The 20,298-nt window shown below is 40.5% G+C and carries 16 protein-coding genes and 3 tRNA genes; 4 read left to right on the top strand and 15 right to left on the bottom strand.

Translation table 11 applies throughout. The annotated features are described in order from the left end of the window. Nucleotides 1-72: 72 nt before the first annotated feature. The 9 genes from B8983_RS02655 to B8983_RS02615 all read right to left on the bottom strand — a co-directional run bounded on the left by B8983_RS02655 (nucleotide 73) and on the right by B8983_RS02615 (nucleotide 6,745). Nucleotides 73-1,833, bottom strand: a complete 1,761-nt coding sequence (locus B8983_RS02655) for a caspase family protein (protein ID WP_084282411.1) — start codon at nucleotides 1,831-1,833, stop codon at nucleotides 73-75. A 429-nt stretch (nucleotides 1,834-2,262) separates the two neighbouring features. After that, the gene (locus B8983_RS13840; protein ID WP_234986868.1) at nucleotides 2,263-2,409 is read right to left on the bottom strand and encodes a hypothetical protein; all 147 of its coding nucleotides are present in this window, start codon (nucleotides 2,407-2,409) and stop codon (nucleotides 2,263-2,265) included. Nucleotides 2,410-2,758: 349 nt separating this feature from the next. Further along, nucleotides 2,759-3,061, bottom strand: coding sequence for a BrnA antitoxin family protein (locus tag B8983_RS02645; RefSeq protein WP_200806859.1), 303 nt, complete (start codon nucleotides 3,059-3,061; stop codon nucleotides 2,759-2,761). Then, a complete protein-coding gene (locus B8983_RS02640; protein WP_255372796.1) occupies nucleotides 3,039-3,308 on the bottom strand; it encodes a BrnT family toxin in 270 nt (89 codons plus the stop codon). The genes B8983_RS02645 and B8983_RS02640 overlap by 23 nt, the downstream gene beginning before the upstream one ends. A 170-nt stretch (nucleotides 3,309-3,478) precedes the next feature. Next, nucleotides 3,479-3,555: transfer RNA gene (locus tag B8983_RS02635), tRNA-Asp, on the bottom strand. 12 nt (nucleotides 3,556-3,567) lie between these two features. Then, nucleotides 3,568-3,643, bottom strand: a tRNA-Glu gene (locus B8983_RS02630). 36 nt (nucleotides 3,644-3,679) lie between these two features. Continuing rightward, nucleotides 3,680-3,755, bottom strand: a tRNA-Ala gene (locus B8983_RS02625). A 285-nt stretch (nucleotides 3,756-4,040) separates the two neighbouring features. Beyond that, nucleotides 4,041-5,486, bottom strand: coding sequence for a glutamate--tRNA ligase (gene gltX / locus B8983_RS02620; RefSeq protein ID WP_084282406.1), 1,446 nt, complete (start codon nucleotides 5,484-5,486; stop codon nucleotides 4,041-4,043). 8 nt (nucleotides 5,487-5,494) lie between these two features. Beyond that, entirely contained in the window at nucleotides 5,495-6,745 is a 1,251-nt protein-coding gene (locus B8983_RS02615; protein WP_084282405.1) for a YbfB/YjiJ family MFS transporter, read from the bottom strand. A 158-nt stretch (nucleotides 6,746-6,903) separates the two neighbouring features. Between B8983_RS02615 and hslO the strand changes: the two genes are divergently transcribed. Then, nucleotides 6,904-7,908, top strand: a complete 1,005-nt coding sequence (gene hslO / locus B8983_RS02610; RefSeq protein WP_084282403.1) for an Hsp33 family molecular chaperone HslO — start codon at nucleotides 6,904-6,906, stop codon at nucleotides 7,906-7,908. Between the two features lie 28 nt (nucleotides 7,909-7,936). Here hslO and B8983_RS02605 read toward each other — a convergent pair whose 3' ends face one another. From B8983_RS02605 to pyrG, 5 genes are all read right to left on the bottom strand, one after another. Continuing rightward, nucleotides 7,937-8,404: a nuclear transport factor 2 family protein gene (locus tag B8983_RS02605; protein WP_084282400.1), complete on the bottom strand. Its 468-nt coding sequence runs from the start codon at nucleotides 8,402-8,404 to the stop codon at nucleotides 7,937-7,939. Between the two features lie 196 nt (nucleotides 8,405-8,600). After that, the gene (gene ftsB / locus B8983_RS02600) at nucleotides 8,601-8,909 is read right to left on the bottom strand and encodes a cell division protein FtsB (protein WP_084282399.1); all 309 of its coding nucleotides are present in this window, start codon (nucleotides 8,907-8,909) and stop codon (nucleotides 8,601-8,603) included. A gap of 9 nt (nucleotides 8,910-8,918) precedes the next feature. After that, nucleotides 8,919-10,205, bottom strand: a complete 1,287-nt coding sequence (eno, locus tag B8983_RS02595) for a phosphopyruvate hydratase (RefSeq protein ID WP_084282398.1) — start codon at nucleotides 10,203-10,205, stop codon at nucleotides 8,919-8,921. A 56-nt stretch (nucleotides 10,206-10,261) separates the two neighbouring features. Beyond that, nucleotides 10,262-11,116: a 3-deoxy-8-phosphooctulonate synthase gene (gene kdsA, locus B8983_RS02590; protein WP_084282396.1), complete on the bottom strand. Its 855-nt coding sequence runs from the start codon at nucleotides 11,114-11,116 to the stop codon at nucleotides 10,262-10,264. After that, nucleotides 11,113-12,780, bottom strand: a complete 1,668-nt coding sequence (pyrG, locus tag B8983_RS02585) for a CTP synthase (protein ID WP_084282394.1) — start codon at nucleotides 12,778-12,780, stop codon at nucleotides 11,113-11,115. Before pyrG ends, kdsA begins: the two co-directional genes overlap by 4 nt. A gap of 178 nt (nucleotides 12,781-12,958) precedes the next feature. Between pyrG and B8983_RS02580 the strand changes: the two genes are divergently transcribed. From B8983_RS02580 to B8983_RS02570, 3 genes are all read left to right on the top strand, one after another. After that, nucleotides 12,959-14,086 (top strand): LLM class flavin-dependent oxidoreductase, encoded by a 1,128-nt coding sequence (locus tag B8983_RS02580; protein ID WP_084282392.1) that lies wholly within the window; start codon nucleotides 12,959-12,961, stop codon nucleotides 14,084-14,086. Between the two features lie 158 nt (nucleotides 14,087-14,244). Beyond that, nucleotides 14,245-15,366 (top strand): FIST signal transduction protein, encoded by a 1,122-nt coding sequence (locus tag B8983_RS02575; RefSeq protein WP_084282390.1) that lies wholly within the window; start codon nucleotides 14,245-14,247, stop codon nucleotides 15,364-15,366. Then, nucleotides 15,359-17,632 carry a sensor domain-containing protein gene (locus B8983_RS02570; protein ID WP_084282388.1) on the top strand — a complete coding sequence of 758 codons (2,274 nt, stop codon included), beginning with the start codon at nucleotides 15,359-15,361 and terminating at the stop codon, nucleotides 17,630-17,632. The genes B8983_RS02575 and B8983_RS02570 overlap by 8 nt, the downstream gene beginning before the upstream one ends. Before the next feature lie 81 nt (nucleotides 17,633-17,713). Here the strand turns inward: B8983_RS02570 and B8983_RS02565 are convergent, their stop codons facing one another. Further along, entirely contained in the window at nucleotides 17,714-20,233 is a 2,520-nt protein-coding gene (locus B8983_RS02565) for a DNA internalization-related competence protein ComEC/Rec2 (protein WP_143736070.1), read from the bottom strand. Nucleotides 20,234-20,298: the final 65 nt, after the last annotated feature.

Raw genomic sequence — 20,298 nt, 5'->3', positions numbered from 1 at the left:
ATAAGACACAACACATTATGATTATTATGGTTTAAAAAACGCGGAATGAAAAGCCAAAAAAATTAATACTGTCTAATTCATCCTCACTTTTTGCTGTGAAAAAGCAACCAGTTCACGATTGGCAGCACCAAGCACTTGTCCATTAAAACCCCTCATGATACGGTCAAACACTAAAGGTTGCGCGCATTTATCAGGATCAACCAGATATTTCATTAATAACCGCCCCCCCTGAGTGGTATAACCCCAACCTTCTACTTCAAACGCATTAAACACCCCAAGTTTGGATTGATATTCAAATCTTTTTTTAATAATAAAATCTGTCACTATATCAGTAGGTTGACCATTGTCCATGAGCCATTTGAACCTAGTAGTCCATTTCTTTCCGACTTCAAATATCTCAGGGTAAAACTGTGCCGGTGATAAAAAACGAATATTTCTGGACTTCAGTTCATTGCCAAGTAAATCAATAATTCGCTCTCCTTGATTAAAAATGATTTTGTCATCACTTATTTCCGAAACCACATCCGTAAATGAATTTTGAATCACTTTAGTAAGCAAATCTTTTACTTCGAAAGAATAACTATCCCCAAGAGTATAAGAATCAACTACTGAGGCACTTCCCTTGGAAAAAGGATTATTAACTGAGCTGATTACTTGCACCTTTTTCTCGCCACCCTTAGCTAGCAATTGATCTAGCCGTACTTGTGCCAATTGAGAAAAGTCTCCATTGGGATATTTTCTGATATATTCCTCTACCAACTTAGGAGATGGGTCGACCGCAGCTTTTTCCCACAAAGCAAGCTCCTCTTTAAATCGACGATCTTTTTCTGCTTCTGTTACTTTTTTATTTACATCTTCGACTGCAATGGTTGGGGCAGTTAATATCGACGGAGCCTCAATCATTTTTGTGGGTGCAACTATTGGGGATGATTCTGTCGGAGTTAAGTGACCCGCATTAATATTTTGATGAGAAGTCACTTTTAGATTCGCTAAGACGCCATTAACCTCTTTCTCTATAAATTGCGGATCTACTCCTTTTGCATTGAAATAGAAGTCCTGCTCTAAGGAGGTACTTTCCCAAGGAATCTGCTGACCATTTGAAGCCAATCGCACATTTAATCTCACCCTTTTCATGACATCCTCAATCTTTGCAGATGGATTACGCATTTCACGCAGAAGATTTTCCGTAAACAAGCCATTCACATTGGTTCCATCGCTCGCTACGTTACCTGGAGCTGTGGCATAGCAGAGTACTGAATTTGGTGGAGCATCGAACTGACTCAAACCTCTTTGCTCAATAGGTAATTTTTTGCCAAACGGATTGTCTCGACAGGCATCCAAAATAATAATATTCATCAGATTTTTGGCTTTATTAAGTTCCGTGAGCAACACATTTAACTCATATGTTTGTTTGGGAATATCATCCACTTTGTCAATTGCAGCATCAACTGGTACTAAATAATTTCTCCAACCTAATTGGACACCATGACCAGCATAATAAAAAAGGCCAATAGATTTTTCTTTATTAAGGAGATCAGTATATTTTTGAATGGCAGTTGCTAAATTTTTTAAATTAGCATCCATCAACAGTGAAGTATTAAACCCTAGCAAGTTCAACTCTTTGCTAATAGCCGTTGCATCATTTGCAGGGTTTGAAAGAGGACTATCAGGATATTTACTATTCCCAATAATTAATGCAGAACGAGGTCCGTTAATAATCTTATCATCAGCACTTGCTGATTTGATGCCCCAAAAAAAAGCCCCAATTAAAGCACTATAAGTTTTGAGTGCACTTCTACGATCAAAAATGAAAACTGGATTATTGGGGTTCATAAAACCAATATTACATTGATTTCAATTAAATTTAAACTAAAATCGCCTTCCAATATAGCAAAATTAACAATAACATTTGATTGACAATGTGGTTCTCAATACCCAAGAAATATCAACCAAAACTCCTAGTGAAGAATACATACTTCCTATGACAAATATACTGAAAATTCTGATTTGTCTTAAGACTTCAAAGTGTGAAGGGAAATTTAGGCTATAAAAAATCCCCTCGTAAGGGGCTAATTGATGAACGTTACCAAAGCCGACGTTTTCCCTCTTAGAAAACATTCAAGAACATCTACGTCCAACAACATCTCTTTAGAACTTTTTATTTACAATGCCCTTTTGTTTTTATTAGTCTATTAAAGTCTAACCTTATTTGGTGGGTTAGATTTTGTTTCAGACTGGAGATAATATGGCAAAGACAATTAATTATTCGGCCATGATTTTGTTTTCAGTAATTAACTTTGAATACTTAGAATTTTCTGAACTGAGAAAAGACTTAAATTCATCCATACTAGTTGCTTGCGCTTGAACACCTAAAGCTGCAAATCTCTCTTTAATTTCTGGTTCACTCATAATTTTTACCAAAGCAGCATGGTATTTATCCTGAATGTCTTTTGGTGTACCAGCTAGAGGATATACACCCTACCAAGATAAGGCAGCAAATCCAGGTATACCAGCTTCAGAAAAGGTGGGAACTCCAGATACTAATGAAGTTCTATCAGTACTTGTAATAACTAATGGGCAGATTATTCCTAATTTAATGTTTTCTGCTACAGGTTGCATTTGATACGATAAAGTCAATTTTTAAATAAAAAAGATCCAACAATTTGACTATTCAGATTCTTGGTAATGGCCAGCAAAACTATCCCCAAAAAAAAGATTTTCAATCTTATTTACCCATGAATAAAAAAATAAAGCCTATTTAACTACGGAGACTTTCCCCAAGTTTCTCAGTCAGCCATATTTTCATCAATGATTGGTATGGCACATCTAATTTGTTAGCTTGTTGTCGAATACCCTCCAACAAACTATCAGATAATCTTAATGAAATACTCGTCGTTGAAGGTTTTAAATTCGAGAAATTTGCAACCACCATTTTTGAAACTTCAAAATAATCTGTCGCATCATTTTCGGGGCTTTCCCAAAACTGACGTTCACTTTCCTCATTCTTGAATTTTGGAATTGTTTTTAATTTTTTCACTTCAAGTTTTAGTTGCTTTGGCATAAACTATCCTTTTTTTTCGGTATTGGTCTCTCGCAGAAATAACCCGAATTAAGGTATCACTCTCCCGAAGAGTACAAATAACTGTTAAAAATCTCTTTTTATTCGTTATACCTAATACTAAATATCTTTTTTCATTATTACTGTGCTCAGTATCATTACTGATAATTAATGGGCTATTAAAAAAGATCTCTTCTGACTCTGTTGGGTGGACATCATGTTTTTGGGCACTTTTTTGCAAATTCCCTATATCCCATTGAAATCCAAGTACTGAAGAAAAATTAATCAGAACTGTATATTATGAACATATACAGTTATGTCAAGTAGACTTAAAACCATCTATTTATTAGGGTAATCGGAGTAGTTGGGAAAGATTTAGGCAATAAAAAAGCCCCTCGTAAGGGGCTAATTTAATAATATTGGCGGAGCGGACGGGACTCGAACCCGCGACCCTCGGCGTGACAGGCCGATATTCTAACCAACTGAACTACCACTCCAATTGTACTTCTTGGCGTCCCCAGGGGGATTCGAACCCCCGTACTCACCGTGAAAGGGTGATGTCCTAGGCCTCTAGACGATGGGGACCCAGATACTACGGTACTGCAAAACTTTTACAACTACTGGTGGAGCTAAGCGGGATCGAACCGCTGACCTCTTGCATGCCATGCAAGCGCTCTCCCAGCTGAGCTATAGCCCCGTACTTCTATTAGTACTGAAATGAATCAATACAGGCTAAAACCAAAATCTTTCTATTTCTTTAGCTTTACAGTGTTATTTTACTTTCATTTTGATTTGTCACCATCAAACTGTGTAATTTAAACTGGGTTAATTAATTTTTTTAATTTATTAACTGCTTTCAGAACAGTCTCATATTCTAACCCATTTTTATTCTGATTAGCAAATGAAATTGTAAAAATACTGAAGTTTTTTTCAAACAGGTGTCGTATCAACACCTGACCAATCAAAACAACCATGCAGTGAATTAACCAAGAACTCCTAAACGCTTTTCAACTTCTGTACTGCCCATGATGGATAGAACTGCATCAATTGCAGGGGTCTGGGTGGTTGCAAACATTAAATAACGCACGGGCATGGCTAGCACCGGCATCTTGATTCCGTGTTTAGCTAGCACTTCCTTCATCGCTGCTGCAATTTGCTCCTTGGTACCATCAGTAGCTTTAATTAATGCCACTAAATCGCCAATATAAGGCTTCACGGCTGGCGGGACATTTTTAACAAACTCCTCACCATCTAATTGATGAGTTGGCGGTGTGGCATAAAACATTTTTGCCCCTTGAGCAATTTCCACTAATGTGTTTGCGCGACCTTTTAGCAAATCAACTACTTTCACAAAATCAGGGCCTACTTTAGTAGTGCATTCAGCACCTTCGGCAAACTCAATCCCTTCCAAAATGGCAAATGGCTTGACGCGCTTCGCTAACTCAGCACTTTCGGTATGAGCGATGTAATGATGATTTAGCCAAATCAATTTTTCTGGACTAAATTGAGCTGGTGATTTTCCTAAGCTATCTAAATCAAACCATTCAATAAACTGTTCTTTTGTAAATATTTCAGCATCCCCATGCGACCAACCTAGCCTAGCAAGGTAATTTAAGATAGCTTCCGGCATATAACCGGCCTTCTGAAAATCTCTCACACTCATAGCCCCATTGCGCTTACTCATTTTTTCGCCAAGTTCATTAAGAACAGTTGGTAGATGGGCATAAACCGGCAATGTTCCGCCTAAGGCTTGCATAATATTAATTTGCCTTGGCGTGTTATTAACGTGATCATCTCCACGAATAACATGGGTAATATTCATATCCATATCATCAATCACAACGCAGAAATTATAGGTTGGCGTACCATCAGGTCTAGCAATCACGAGGTCATCTAATTCTTGGTTAGAAATTTCAATCACACCCTTGACTGCGTCTTTCCAAATCACGGATCCTTCGATTGGATTTTTAAAACGAATAACAGGTCGAATATCGGTTGGCACTGGCGGTAAAGTTTTACCTGGCTCCGGACGCCAAGTACCGTCATATCGTGGCTTTTGTTTTTGTGCCATTTGTTTTTCACGCATAGCATCTAATTCTTCTTCACTCATATAACAGTAATAAGCGAGGCCACTTTCAAGCATTTCATTAATCACTTGACGATAACGGTCAATGCGTTGCATTTGGTAGATCGGACCCTCATCTACATCAAGCCCTAACCAACTCATTCCTTCGATAATGACTTCAACAGCTTCTAAAGAAGATCGCTCTTGATCAGTATCCTCAATGCGGAGAACGAAATCTCCTTGCATTGATCTAGCAAAGGCCCAAGGGTATAGAGCACTTCTTAGGTTACCTAAATGAATAAAGCCCGTTGGACTTGGCGCAAAACGGGTACGAACACGGTTTGGAGTAGTAGTATTTGTCATAGATATTATTATCCCACGCTCTTTTTAGTAACAAATGATTTCTGGCGATAGGCCAATAAACTAGCGGCCAACAAAATCATCGTTGAGACCAGCAAGCCAATAGGTAATCCCCCAAGATGATCAGCAATAAAGCCGATTAAAAATGGCCCAATGATTTGGCCCGTAGCAAATAAAATTGTAAAGAAACGAATGCCAATAGACCATTGATTTTTTGGATAATTATGCTTTACAAAGGCGGTAGTACTAGAGACAGCAACCACAAAACTCGACCCAAATAAAGTGGCGGAAGACAGGATAAAAATAAGGCTTAAATAGTTTGGCTCCGCCCGATCTACACTGGTTTTATCTAAAAACGCCATGATGGTTGGAATAAAACAAGCGATGGTCAAAATTAGATTCACTAGTCCCATTGCTTCCCCACCCTTTGACCTCTCCAACATTTTTGCCCATAACCGAGACGAGAGCATCATCGATAATCCAAGCAATCCGTAAAATAGATTAATCAGATTCCCGTTAAATCCCATTTCCCTGAGCATTGCAATCACAAAGGTCATGTAACCCACATGGCCAATGCCATATAGAAAATAACCACTACCAATCCAAAAATTATTTTTGGGGTCGATACGTTCCTTTGAAAGAACTTTCGTCTCCGACATTTCTGACATCAACAATACCGGCTTTAGCAAGAGTGCAAATAGCACCAAACTAACCCCGGCCATGCCAATCCATGCAATTTGCCAAGGATGGTCATATCCCACACTTTGTGCCCAATGATCAAATGGATTAACTAATATGCTCGAGAGCAGAACCCCACCACCAATCCCACCATAATAAATGCCTAAAATGAGTCCAGACTGATGACTGTGCTGACTACTTAACTGAGTTGCGAGTACTCCTCCAGCAATAAAAATGTAGCCACTACAAAAACCCAATAAAAGCCGGAAGATAAAAATAACGAATGCACTTTCAACAAAGCCCGTCAAAAACATCGTAACAATGGAAATCATTAACATCACTAAAAATGGTCGCCTTAATCCCACTTTCGAAAATGCCCATGCCGAGCTCATCGCACCAATAAAATACCCCATGGCGTTACCTGTATTCATATTGCCCGCCGTCAAATACGACCAGTTCAGGTCAATCCGCATTAAAGGCAAAAATAAGGCATAGGCAAAGCGTGAGATACCGAGCGTGATGGCAGCACCTAGAGCTAATGCAAGCGCAATTAGCAACGGATGTTTTTCAGGAAAGGACTTCATTCCCCGACCTTTTTTTGCGAGTTTTGATCAAATAAATACATTACTAATACAATAACAAATATTGTGCATTGAATCTTCCATTTGCAATTGAAGCTTATTTTGCTTTAAGAGAATTACTCATCTTTTGATGCCGCCTTCTAAAACCAAGAATATTTTTTATGACCACTCCATCAGACACCACATCCAGTAATCCATTTGACACTTTACAAACTTTCTTATTTGAAAAAAGCCAAATTCGTGGCGAAATCGTTCTTTTAAATCAGGCGTGGACAACCATCTTAGAAAGAAAAAGCTATCCCCCTGTTATTCAGAAGCATTTGGGTGAAATGGTCGCAGCAGGTGCGTTATTAAGTGCTACATTGAAGTTTGACGGCACTTTGATTATTCAAGCTCAGGGTACAGGCCTAGTGCGATTAATCGTGGTTGAATGTAATATGAATTTAGAGATTCGCGCGACTATCAAATTAGCCAAGGATATCGATCCTGAAATGCTTTACGATGACGCCACCCTCTCAGAACTGATTAACCCTGATGGCAATGGCAAATTAGCCATCACACTGGATCCAAAAAACAGGCAAGATGGTCAACAGGCTTATCAAGGCATTGTGCCATTAATGCTCGGTGGCAAACCGATTACTTCGATTGCGCAGGCGGTAATGGCCTATATGAACTACTCTGAGCAACTTGAAACCCACATTCTTTTAAGTAGTAGTAACACCCACGCTGGTGGCATTCTCATCCAAAAATTGCCGAATGTTGGTGGCAAAACGAGTAGCACTCCCGTTGATCATGACGAGTTAGCAGAAGACTGGAATCGAGTCATGATGATGGTCAATACCGTTAAAGATGAAGAGTTGTTATCAACTCCACCGACGGTATTGATGCAGCGCTTGTTCTTAGATGAAGCCAACTACCAAGGGGTTCGAGGTTTCCCACTGCGCCATGTCCAATTTGCCTGCCAATGTTCACGTGAAAAAGTTGGCAATATGATGCTGATGCTTGGCAAAGATGAGGTTGCAGAAATTTTGGCCGAACAACAACAGGTAGAAACCACCTGTGATTTTTGTGGCCAAGTCTATCAATTTGATTTAGTCGATTGCCAACAGTTATTTGCTGCTGACAATCTTATCGATAAAATGAGACCCCCACAAGGTAAGCACTAATTCGTTACAAAGAGCGAGTCCTCAGTCATTACAAGCCTAAATCGCTGAGGCTAGGATGATCATCCGGTCGTCTACCTAAGTCCCAAAAGAACTTTCTCTCAGACGCTTTAATGGGTAAATCATTGATACTCGCAAAGCGTCTCATCATGAAGCCCTGTTCATTAAATTCCCAATTTTCGTTCCCATAAGAACGCTGCCAGTTGCCAGAGTCATCACGGCATTCATAGGCAAACCGCACAGCAATTCTATTCTCGGAAAAAGCCCATAATTCTTTAATCAACCGATAGTCCAACTCTTTATTCCATTTACGCGTTAAAAACTCTTTAACTTGCTCTCGCCCGACGGGAAACTCGGCACGATTTCGCCAAATGGTATCAGGTGTATACACCAGCGATACTTTTTCAGGGTCTCTCGTATTCCAGGCATCCTCTGCCATACGAATTTTTTGCTTTGCTGTTTCTAGTGTAAAAGGTGGGACTGGTAATTTTATTTCCATGCTTCGATCACTTTTTATTGGTAGTGGTTAATGGTTTACCTTATGGTATGGCATTAATATACCAATTCGCTCAGAAAATTAGACTTTTAAATTCACCAATGACGGGAAAGAATGGCGTTTAAACGATTTGCCTACCAAAGAGTAAAATACCTATTTGCAGGAGAGGTGTTCCAAGAATAACCTGTTTAAATCGACTTCATTTTGAAGGTTTATTCGACTTTGGCAAAGACTCTTCAGGCTTTAACACCTTCACTAAAATCTCATTGTCTTTGACCATACCGTGCTCCATACGAGCGCGTTCTTCAACACCTCTGGAGCCTTGCTTTAAATCCTGCACATCACCGGCGATTTTCGCATTGCGAATCTCTAGTTCTTTCTTGGTTTCCTGTAGCGCTTTCACCTCTTTGTCTAATTGGTAGACGTACAACCAACCACCTTTACCAATCCAAAGAGGATATTGAATAGCTACTAATAGAATTAGTAGCCCATAAACAATATAGCGCACGGCTGCAGCTTAATAACCAAGGTTATAAAAAGCAGAACGACCCGGGTAACTAGCAACATCTCCGAGATCTTCTTCAATACGAATCAATTGGTTGTATTTAGCAATACGGTCCGAACGAGATAAAGATCCCGTCTTGATTTGACCAGCATTTAAACCTACAGCGATATCTGCAATCGTACTATCTTCGGTTTCACCAGAGCGATGCGAGATCACAGAGGTGTAATTTGCTCGCTTAGCCATTTCAATCGCCGCAAACGTTTCTGTCAAAGTACCAATCTGATTGATCTTAATTAAAATAGAATTTGCAATCCCTTTTTGAATACCTTCTTTCAAAATCTTAGTATTAGTAACAAAAAGGTCGTCTCCAACGAGCTGAATTTTCTTACCAAGTTTTTGCGTAAGAATAGACCAACCTTCCCAATCACCCTCATGCATGCCATCTTCAATTGAAACAATCGGAAACTTATCCGCTAAATTACCAAGATAGTCTGAAAATTCTGAAGACGTCAATTGGAGACCTTCACCACTTAGGTTATATTTACCATCTTTATAAAATTCACTAGCAGCACAATCTAAGGCTAATAAAACATCTTCACCAGGACGGTACCCTGCTTTTTCAATCGCTTGTAAGATGGTGTTTAAACACTCTTCATTACTTGCAAAGTTCGGCGCAAAACCACCCTCATCACCAACAGAGGTAGGCATATTTTTGTCATGCAAAATTTTCTTGAGACTATGGAAAACCTCAGCGCCACAACGCAATGCTTCTTTAAAATTCGTCATGCTTACTGGCATGATCATAAATTCTTGGATATCTAAACTATTGTTTGCATGTGCGCCACCATTAACAATATTCATCATCGGTACAGGCATTTGCATCGCACCAGAACCACCAAAGTAGCGATAAAGTGGTAAACCAGCTTCTTCTGCAGAGGCTCTAGCTACCGCCATTGATACGGCGAGGGTTGCATTTGCACCCAGTCTAGCCTTGTTATCAGTACCATCTAAATCAATCAAAGTGCGATCTAAAAATGCTTGCTCTGAAGCATCCAAACCCATAATCGATTCAGCAATTTCAGTATTAATATTATCAACCGCTTTTAAAACACCTTTGCCCAGGTATCTACCATGTTCACCATCACGTAGTTCAATAGCTTCTCTAGAACCAGTGGATGCACCACTTGGTACAGCCGCACGTCCCATGACACCAGACTCTAACAAAACATCGCACTCTACCGTTGGATTGCCACGAGAATCTAAAATTTCACGACCGATAATATCAACAATTGCACTCATTATTTGCTCTCTAATTTAAATTAAATTTGTCAAACTGTTAGTTAAAAAATATCTAACTAAAATTCATTTTCTAAAAACATATTTGGCTGCTTCACCAAATCATCAATCCCTTTTAAAGTAGCTAGTAAAGCTTGCATTTGATGCAAAGGGACTGCATTGGGACCATCAGACATCGCATGCGCAGGATCTGGATGCGTTTCCATAAAAATACCGCTAATGCCAACGGCCATCGCTGCACGAGCCAAGACCGGCACAAACTCTCTTTGACCACCGCTACTAGTTCCTTGACCACCAGGCAATTGAACTGAGTGGGTCGCATCAAACACGACCGGCGCATTCGTCTCGCGCATGATGGCTAGACTTCGCATATCAGAAACTAAATTGTTGTAACCAAAACTCACACCACGTTCGCAAGCCATAAACTGGTCTTCTGGCAGTCCAGCTGCTTTGGCTGCAGCTCTGGCCTTATTGATCACATTGACCATATCATGGGGTGCTAAAAATTGACCTTTTTTGATATTGACCGGTTTACCACTCGTTGCACAAGCCTGAATAAAGTCAGTTTGACGGCATAAAAACGCTGGCGTTTGTAACACGTCAACAACTTCTGAGACCGGTTTAATTTCGTAAATTTCATGCACGTCCGTGAGGACTGGTACACCAATTTTTTCTTTGACGGTAGCTAAAATTTCTAGCCCTTTACTCATGCCTAAACCACGGAAGGTAGTTCCTGAGGAACGATTGGCTTTATCAAAAGACGACTTATAAATAAAAGGAATATTTAAAGCTGTTGTAATTTTCTTTAATTCCTCAGCAGTTTCTAATGCCATCTGTTCAGACTCGATGACACAAGGTCCTGCAATCAAGAAAAAAGGATGCTCGAGTCCAACGGGAAAACCACATAGCTTCATACAGTTGCTTTCGAAAGATTTTTTTGAGCTGCGTACAACTTTGCCGCCTGAATATAAGCACTAAACAAGGGATGCCCATCTCTTGGCGTAGAGGTAAATTCCGGATGAAACTGCACCCCAAAAAACCACGGATGAACATCTTGGGGTAATTCCATCATTTCTGGCAGATTCTCATTCGGCGTCCGAGCTGAAATGATCATGCCCGCTTTTTCGAGTTGCGGCACGTACTCATTATTTACTTCATAGCGATGACGATGACGCTCATTCACCTCTGCACCATAAATAGCATTTGCCAAGGTGTTTGGCTTAACTGGACAACGCTGTGAACCTAAGCGCATGGTGCCACCGAGATCAGACTGATCGTCTCTCGTTTGCACTTTACCGTCACTATTTTCCCATTCTGTAATTAAGGCAACGACTTTATGCTCAACCGCTGGATTGAATTCAGTACTATTTGCCCCCTGCAACCCTGCTACATTTCTGGCAAACTCAATCACTGCTAATTGCATACCAAGACAAATGCCGAGGTATGGAATACCATTTTTCCGCGCATGAGAAATTGCGGCAATTTTGCCTTCCGTTCCTCTGACACCAAAACCACCTGGAACTAAAATTGCATCAAGACCTTCAATACTTGCAATATCCCCATGCTCCAAAAGCTCCGAATCCACGTAACGGATATTTACTTGGGTTTCATTGTGAATACCAGCATGACGCAATGCTTCAATCAGAGATTTGTAAGATTCTGTTAAATCCATATACTTACCGACCATACCAATATTGACATGGTGCTTCGGATTTTCCATACGGTACACCAAATTACTCCAAACCGACAGATCGGCTGGTGGTGGACTCAAATTCAACTCATTACAGATAATCTCATCCAAGCCTTGCTCATGAAGCATTTGTGGAATCTTATAAATCGTATCGGCATCCCAAACGGAAATAACGGCTTCTTGTCGCATATTAGCGAACAAAGAAATCTTCGACATTTCCTCAGCGGGTATCATACGATCCGCACGGCATAACAAAGCAGTTGGCATAATGCCAATTTCACGTAATTTCTGGACTGAGTGCTGAGTCGGTTTGGTTTTTAACTCACCAGCACTGGCTATATAGGGTACCAAGGTCAAATGAATAAAAGCCGTGTCATTGCGAGGCTTACGCAAGCTCATCTGACGTGCCGCTTCTAAAAATGGCAAGGACTCGATGTCGCCTACTGTACCGCCGATTTCACAAATGGCAACATCAGTTTGACCGCCAAAACAAGCAGCTGCTCCACGCTCGATGAAAGCCTGAATTTCATTGGTAATATGCGGAATCACCTGTACGGTTTTGCCCAAATACTCGCCACGGCGTTCTTTACGAATCACTGAGTCATAAATTTGACCGGTGGTGAAATTGTTGCTTTTACGCATTTTGGCTGTGATAAACCTCTCATAGTGCCCTAAATCAAGGTCAGTTTCAGCACCATCTTCGGTAACAAAAACTTCACCATGTTGAATCGGACTCATCGTTCCAGGATCAACGTTAATGTAGGGATCTAATTTTAGGAGGGTGACTTTAAGGCCGCGAGATTCGAGAATCGCGGCTAACGAAGCGGCTGCTATTCCTTTCCCGAGGGAAGAAACAACACCACCAGTAACGAAGACAAATTTGGTCATCGAAAACACTCTAGTTGGAATATTGAATTATATACTCGACTGAATAAAAACACTTAAAAAATATTTCTTTTCCCCTGATCTCCAACAACCGCAGTTCAAAAATTCAAAAAAATCACGGCTGAGATAAAATTGAAAGATTGATTTAAATAATAAATAAATATTTAGTTAGGGACATACTATGAGACTTGGTTACTTTACAATGCCACTTCATCCACTAGAGCGGGATGGCACAGAAACATTACACGAAGATCGTCAAACAATTATTCTGGCCGACCAGTTAGGGTTTTATGATGCGTTTGTAGGTGAACACCTTACCGATCAAGCAGAAAACGTCACGAATAGCATGATTTTTTTGGCAACGCTCATTTTTGAAACCAAGAATATTAAATTAGGTACTGGGACATCTAACCTATCTCATGCCCATCCAACACTGATAGCTGCTCAGGCAGCTATGTTCGATCGTTTAGCCAAAGGTCGTTTTATTTTTGGTATTAGTCCAGGCGCACTTGCGTCCGATGCTGAAGCACTTGGCATTTTTAAAGAAGATCGTAATAAGATGTTTGCGGAAGCGATTGATGTCATTTTGGCGATTTGGGCGGGCGAACCTCCCTACAACATTGATCTACCTGACAACCGCTTTAAAGTCAGTGTCCAAAATACGCAAGTTTTAGAAATTGGTAGAGGTTACATTATGAAACCCCTCCAGAAACCTTATCCAGAAATCGTTGGTACCGTAGTAGCACCTTTCTCCAAAGGTGTAATCGCGATGGGACAACGAGATTTCCACCCAATGTCCGCTAATTTTTTGCTGGAGAATTGGTTGCCAAGTCATTGGAACAATTACTCACAAGGTAAAACCAATGTTGGTCAGCAAGCTTTAACCAAAGATTGGCGTGTGGCTAGGACCATTTTTGTAGCGGATGACTCTAAAACTGCACAGGCATATGGTAAGTCGAATGAGAACAGCCCCTATCGCTATTACTACAAACAAATGCTGACGAAAATGAAAATTTCTAATCGCCATGTGATTTTTAAGAAGAGCCAAGAAGCCGATGACTCAACGATTACTTTAGATGGCATCTTAGACGATTTAGTTATTTGTGGCACAGTTAATGAGGTTGTTGATCAAATCCTGGCTTTACAAGAACGTATTGGTTGCAATATTGGCGAAATCGTTTATGCGGGTATGGACTTAGTCGATCCAGTTTTAGGTAGAAGATCTATGGAACTGATGGCTCATGAAGTAATGCCACGCGTGAACGAAGCAATGGGACTTGGCTATGTCACGAATGCGGATGCCGCCTAAAGCATGAACCGCAACTATTCTTATGGTTAGTGGGTCAAAAGCTAAAAATTAGATTTTCGAATCAATATGTTAGACAAAATAGTATGAAATTATCTATACTATCTAACATGTGTTCGAAATCTTGCTTTTAATCAATCTCTAAAAGAATTGTTCTGTCTATGAAACTTCAACAAATCAGTTGGAACAATCAAAATGGTTGGGATACAACCAATTTTCTAAATGATACAAATCTTGTGTTGGTCTTCGCTGATTCGGATTTTTTTTACAAAGAAGAGTGTTATCAAGCACTTGCAAGTTTTTACCCAAACGCGGATATCGTCGGCTGTTCAACCGCTGGCAATATTCGTGACACAAAAATATCCAGTGATAATCTCACAGTTTTAGCGATTCACTTTGAAAAAAGTTGGATTCATTCGGTCAAGGTAGATCTTGATGCCAGTTCAAATCATGAAAGTGAAATGCAACAGGCTTTAAAAGATTTCCCCAAGGAGCAACTGAAGCATTGTTTTGTTTTGTCAGATGGCCTAGACATCAATGCGTCTGATTTAGCACAAAGTTTAAGTCTTGAGTTAGACAATTTCTCTATTACTGGAGGCTTGGCAGGCGATAGCGATCGTTTTAACAAAACTGGCGTCATGTTTAACGGGTTGACAAGAAAAAACCAAGTAGTCCTCATTGGTTTTTATGGGCCTATCCATGTGACAAGCGGTTTTTCTACAGGTTGGACAGAGTTTGGTGCAGAGCGGCGTGTGACGCGTTCCCATAAAAATACGGTTTATGAGTTAGATCATGAACCAGCTCTACATGTTTATAAAAGATATTTAGGTGAATTAGCCGACCAGCTCCCCAGCAGTGGTTTGCGATTCCCCTTATCTATTCGTCGAACTGAGGAGGAAGCTCCGATTATTAGAACGCTGCTTGGGATTAATCAAGAGGATCAGAGTCTAACTTTTGCTGGTGACATTCCAGAAGCGAGCTATGCACGCCTCATGAAAACCAACATCGATAGGTTGCTTGAGTCTACTCAAGACCGGATCACTGAACTCAAGCATCAGCACCAAAAAAACCAAGGTTTGTGCCTCGTTGTGAGTTGCGTTGGACGGAGGTTAGTACTAGATCAAATTGCTGAGGAAGAAATGGAGCTCATTGCTTCAGAACTAGGAGATGACTTTAGTATCTCAGGCTTCTATTCTTACGGCGAGTTTGCTTCCCACCATCTTCAAAGTTGTCAGTTACATAATCAAACCTCGACAATCACTCTGATTACTGAAGATGAGTGAACTTTTACAATCCTTTCCTGATTTCAAGCCGAAAACACACCGATTGTTGCGGCGTCAACTTTCTTTGGTTGCTGAAAAAGATTTAGATGTTGAAACGAAATGGCACTCCTTACTCAGTTTAGTGAATGAAGCTTATCTTTCAGCCGATCGCGAAAGACGGCTGTTAGAAAACGCCCTCGATATTAATGCTAACGAATTAACCACAGCCAATACCAAGTTGCAATTGTTTATTAACAATGCACCTGCTGGTATAGCCATGTTCGACACGAATATGAATTATTTATTTGCCAGTCGAAGGTGGTTAGATGATCGAAAAATTTCATCCTACGACGTCATTGGTAATAATCAATATGAGCTTTTTCCGAATACGCCTGAAAAATGGAGAGAAATCCATCGTCGTTGTTTAAATGGTGAGACTGTTAGCAATGATGAAGATTTAATCATCCTACCCGACGGAAGTGAAGCTTGGTTACGCTGGGAAATGTTACCTTGGAAAAACGCCAAAGGGCAAATTGGGGGAATTATCATTCTCTCGGAAAATATCACTAAAAGAAAAATTGCCGAAAGCGAGTTACATATAGCTTCAGTCGCTTTTCAATCCAGAGACCCCATGCTGGTAACAAATGCAAAAGGAATTATTCTCAAAGCGAATGAAGCATTTTCATTGGCTACAGGTTATTCGGTTGAAGAGTTAATTGGTAACAGTACCTCTATTTTAAGGTCTGAAGAACATCAAGATCCCGTCTTTTATCGCAATATGTGGGAAGCCATTCTGTCTGAAGGGCGTTGGGAAGGCAATATTTGGAATCGTCGAAAAGATGGTGCTGTCTACCCCGTTTGGCTTTCTATTTCCGCGATTCGTGATTCCAAAAATGAAATTAATCATTTTTTAGCTATTTATTCTAATATTAGAGACCCCAGAGAAGCCGAAAGGAAAATATTAGAGTTAGCTTTTTATGATCCACTAACTGACTTACCGAACCGCCGACTACTACTAGATCGCTTACAGCAATCGCACTTACATGCCATCCGCTCTGGTAAATATGGCGCAATTTTAATGATCGATTTAGATCATTTCAAAACCATCAATGATGTTTATGGTCATGATGTTGGCGACGAGATTTTGATTGAAGTTGCTAAATGTATGCGAACTGCTTTGAGAGACTCGGATACGGCAGCTAGGTTGGGTGGTGATGAGTTCGTGGTACTTCTCACCGACCTCGGCTCAGATTTAGGGAGCGCAGGACTTGCTATTAAAGTCGTGCTCGATAAATTAATTACCTTACTAAGCCAACCAAAAATCATTCATGGCATCACTCACCATCTAACAGCTAGTATCGGCGTCACGACCTTTCCGAATGAGGATAAAGATATTAATGCGCTATTTAAGCAGGCTGATATTGCGCTTTATCAAGCAAAAACTTCTGGTCGAAACAGGGTTAGTATTTTTAATACGGAAATGCATGATAAATTTGTCGAACGTGTCAGCTTAGGGGACCGCTTAAAGTCTGCGGTAAACAACTATGAATTTATCATTCACTACCAGCCTCAAGTGAACTTTGATGGCAAGTTAAAGGGGGCAGAGGCTTTGCTAAGGTGGCAATCGCCGGATCAGGAATTGATTCCCCCTCTTTCTTTTATTCCAATGGCCGAAGAGAATGGCTTAATTATCCCCATCGGATACTGGGCACTGAATACGGTCTGTCAACAATTAGTAGCATGGCAAAAAAATCCTCAAACACTCGAACTATGTATTGCGATCAATATTAGCGCTCTCCAATTTCGGCAACCCGATTTCTCCAATCAACTCAAAAAGATCTTATTAGAGACTGGGGCAAATCCGCACTTACTGACTCTTGAACTGACAGAAAGCGTTTTATTAGATGACTTAGATAATGTCATTAAAATTATTTTAGATTTAAGAGCAATTGGAGTGCGATTCTCGATTGATGATTTTGGCACCGGTTACTCTTCATTAACCTATTTGAAGCGTTTACCCCTTGATGAAATTAAGATTGATAAGAGTTTCGTCACCGATTTAATGAATGACCCAGGAGACCGAGCCATCATTCGTTCGATTCTTTCTTTAGCCAATAGCCTCTCCTTAAATGTAACGGCTGAAGGTATTGAATTACCTGAACAGCGTGATTTTTTGGCCAAGGAAGGTTGTAGCACTTTCCAAGGATACCTCTACGGCAGGCCGACAGCAATTGATGAGTTTAATCTCTTCGTTGAACACTTTTCAGCAGCTTCTAACGCCCATTAAGTGCTTTTAAGACCCAGCTTTATTGCGAGGTTAATCATTTCCGCTTAACCCTGAGACCTGCATTCACAATCGAATAGATGATTACTTGCGAAAGAATTCATGCTTTAAAAGTGACTGTTGTGAATCCCAACGTTGTGCTCCGGTGAGGTTGGTATCTAACAATTGCATTCCCCTGGACTGATACAGTGCCACCACACTCGGATGAGGGTGGTTATAACGATTTTTATAACCCGATTGCGAAAATACTATATTCGGATCAAGCAACTGCACAAATTCAGGATTTGAAGATGTTTTACTCCCGTGGTGCGGTGTCATCAAGACAATGTTTCTTTGATGAATTTTGCTAAGTTGATCTGGTTGTTGAAGTAATCTCTCAATAATTTCCTGCTCTGCCCTCTTCTCCACATCCCCTGTTAACCATACAGAGTGATGTTGATTTCTCACTTCAATCACACAACTCATCTCATTGGGTTTACCTGTATGAAATTTTTTTTCAAAAGTTGTCCCTGCGTGGGGATGCCAAGTATAAAATTCAACGCCGTCCCACTGCCAAGAATGACCGGCTTGGCAAGGCGAAAGTGTCACATGATGTTTCACATACTGCTGTTGTAAGGGATGATCCTCTGGGATGGTGCCAATCGATCGTTTTACAGGGAAGTTTTCTAATATTGAAACCAAACCACCGACATGATCAGCATCTTGATGACTAATCGCTAATTGATCAAGTTTATCAATACCACTGGCCCTGAGAAAAGGCAAAATGATCCGTTTGCCAGGATCAAAATTACCGCTAACCGGACCGGTATCGTATAGCAAAGTATGGTTCTTTGTTTGGATTAAAACCGCACTCCCCTGCCCGATATCCCAAACCAACATCCTAAACTCACCTAAAGATATACCATGGCCCATCAACCAGCTTTTAGGTATTATTAACAATAGACAAGCCAATAATCCAAGGAGTCTTGATTTCCAGGAATTCAGAATAGGGCCTGGTCGAATCACGACAATCACCCCTAAAATTCCAATCGCAAGTAACCAAGCATTTGGTTTAGCGGCATAAATAATGGACCATGGCAACGCGGCCATTGGCTTCAAAAACCAAGCCAATATAGCAAAGCAAGTATGCGCTAGCCATAAACAAGCATCCCCCAACCACCAGGGTAATAAGACTCCCAACATGGCAAGTGGTGTCACTAGAAAACTAACGATTGGAATTGCTAAGGCATTGGCAAAGGGTGAGATCAAGGATATTTGGTAAAACCACCAAACTGTTAATGGAATTAAGGCAATTGTTACCACGGCTTGAACTCGAACTGCTTCTGTGAGAGATTTTTTAAGCTTTTCTAAAAAAATTAAATCAATATCTGTATGCTTGGCATCTTCCTGCGGAGGCATTGCATACAGAATTGCTGCAACCGCGCCAAAAGATAAACAAAATCCAGGCGTAAAAATTGCCCAAGGATCTAGCAATAAGACAATACCTAAAGCCCACCACCAAATGTCAAAGGCCTTGGGCACTCGACATAAAAACAAATATACCCCCACGACCCCGACCATCAACATCGTGCGTTGAGCTGGCACTTGAAACCCAGCTAAAAACGTATAAAGTAATGCACTAATGAACCCGACTAATGCGGCAAATTTTTGCGCGGGGAACTTTAAGGGAAGACGGGTTCTTCGCCACAAACAATTCGCTACATAAGCGCCGACCGCAGCAAACATCGTTACATGTAAGCCTGAAATAGAAATTAAGTGGCCAATACCCGTCGTATTAAAAACGAGCCAATCCTCTTGAGAGATGGCTTGTTGATCACCCATCACTAAAGCACTAATTACTCCGCTGTAAGGAGCTTTCTCCCCCAGAGAATGAATAACTTTTTGCGCAATTTGATAACGTAATTTGGCAATCAGTATTTTAAAACTCCAAACCGAATCGGCAGTTAGCTTTGGCGTGGGTTGACTGACAAAACCACTACCATCAATCTGTTGTTGCATCATCCACTGCTCCACATCAAAACCATAGGGATTTTTTAAGCCTCTAGGGACTTTTAGCTTGAGGCTAAGGTCCCATACCTGACCTGGAATAATTTCAGGAATTAATACTTCCGAATGATTGGTATTTTTTGGTCGCCATTTTGGATTTGGTATCTTCCAATGAATCGACAATCGCTTGGCGGGCATGGTATTTGAGCCTGACAGGGCGGATTGAATGACATTACGCTGAGGTTCCTTCCAAGCAAGCACTGCCACATTAAACTGCACGCCATTACTGGTTCGTTTGGGCAAGTCATCCACTACCGCTCGTACCTGCAACGTTTGCCCATCGAGCATAGCAGGTAAAACAGACTGCGCTCGCTGTTGAAGTAAATAGTCAACTTGATAAAATCCAATCGAAAAAATACCTATACCTAACATGAGTATCGGTGTTTTTATTTGTTTAAACTCCCACCAAACGATTCGCTTAGAAAAATAAAAATGAACTCCCACATAAATAAGGCTAAGTATTCCGAAAGGAATGAAGAGCTCTATAAATTCTGGCCAATGATTGAAAGATAAACAGGTCCACTGACCCAGCATGAATAGAGTAATAAAAATACGCAAACAGTTCCTCTCTAGGGAGTTTTTACTCCACAACGAATCATTGAGAGATTATTGAACTGGTGAGG

It is taken from the genome of Polynucleobacter kasalickyi (assembly GCF_900176405.1).
Taxonomy (GTDB): domain Bacteria; phylum Pseudomonadota; class Gammaproteobacteria; order Burkholderiales; family Burkholderiaceae; genus Polynucleobacter; species Polynucleobacter kasalickyi.
Note: the sequence above shows the minus strand (reverse complement) of the source record. Positions and strands in the feature narration are given on the sequence as shown.

Coding starts and splice junctions, on each gene's coding strand:
- B8983_RS02655 (WP_084282411.1), bottom strand. CDS start 1,833: ATGAACCCCAATAATCCAGTTTTCATTTTTGATCGTAGAAGTGCACTC.
- B8983_RS13840 (WP_234986868.1), bottom strand. CDS start 2,409: ATGAGTGAACCAGAAATTAAAGAGAGATTTGCAGCTTTAGGTGTTCAA.
- B8983_RS02645 (WP_200806859.1), bottom strand. CDS start 3,061: ATGCCAAAGCAACTAAAACTTGAAGTGAAAAAATTAAAAACAATTCCA.
- gltX (WP_084282406.1), bottom strand. CDS start 5,486: ATGACAAATACTACTACTCCAAACCGTGTTCGTACCCGTTTTGCGCCA.
- B8983_RS02615 (WP_084282405.1), bottom strand. CDS start 6,745: ATGAAGTCCTTTCCTGAAAAACATCCGTTGCTAATTGCGCTTGCATTA.
- hslO (WP_084282403.1), top strand. CDS start 6,904: ATGACCACTCCATCAGACACCACATCCAGTAATCCATTTGACACTTTA.
- B8983_RS02605 (WP_084282400.1), bottom strand. CDS start 8,404: ATGGAAATAAAATTACCAGTCCCACCTTTTACACTAGAAACAGCAAAG.
- eno (WP_084282398.1), bottom strand. CDS start 10,205: ATGAGTGCAATTGTTGATATTATCGGTCGTGAAATTTTAGATTCTCGT.
- kdsA (WP_084282396.1), bottom strand. CDS start 11,116: ATGAAGCTATGTGGTTTTCCCGTTGGACTCGAGCATCCTTTTTTCTTG.
- pyrG (WP_084282394.1), bottom strand. CDS start 12,780: ATGACCAAATTTGTCTTCGTTACTGGTGGTGTTGTTTCTTCCCTCGGG.
- B8983_RS02580 (WP_084282392.1), top strand. CDS start 12,959: ATGAGACTTGGTTACTTTACAATGCCACTTCATCCACTAGAGCGGGAT.
- B8983_RS02575 (WP_084282390.1), top strand. CDS start 14,245: ATGAAACTTCAACAAATCAGTTGGAACAATCAAAATGGTTGGGATACA.
- B8983_RS02570 (WP_084282388.1), top strand. CDS start 15,359: ATGAGTGAACTTTTACAATCCTTTCCTGATTTCAAGCCGAAAACACAC.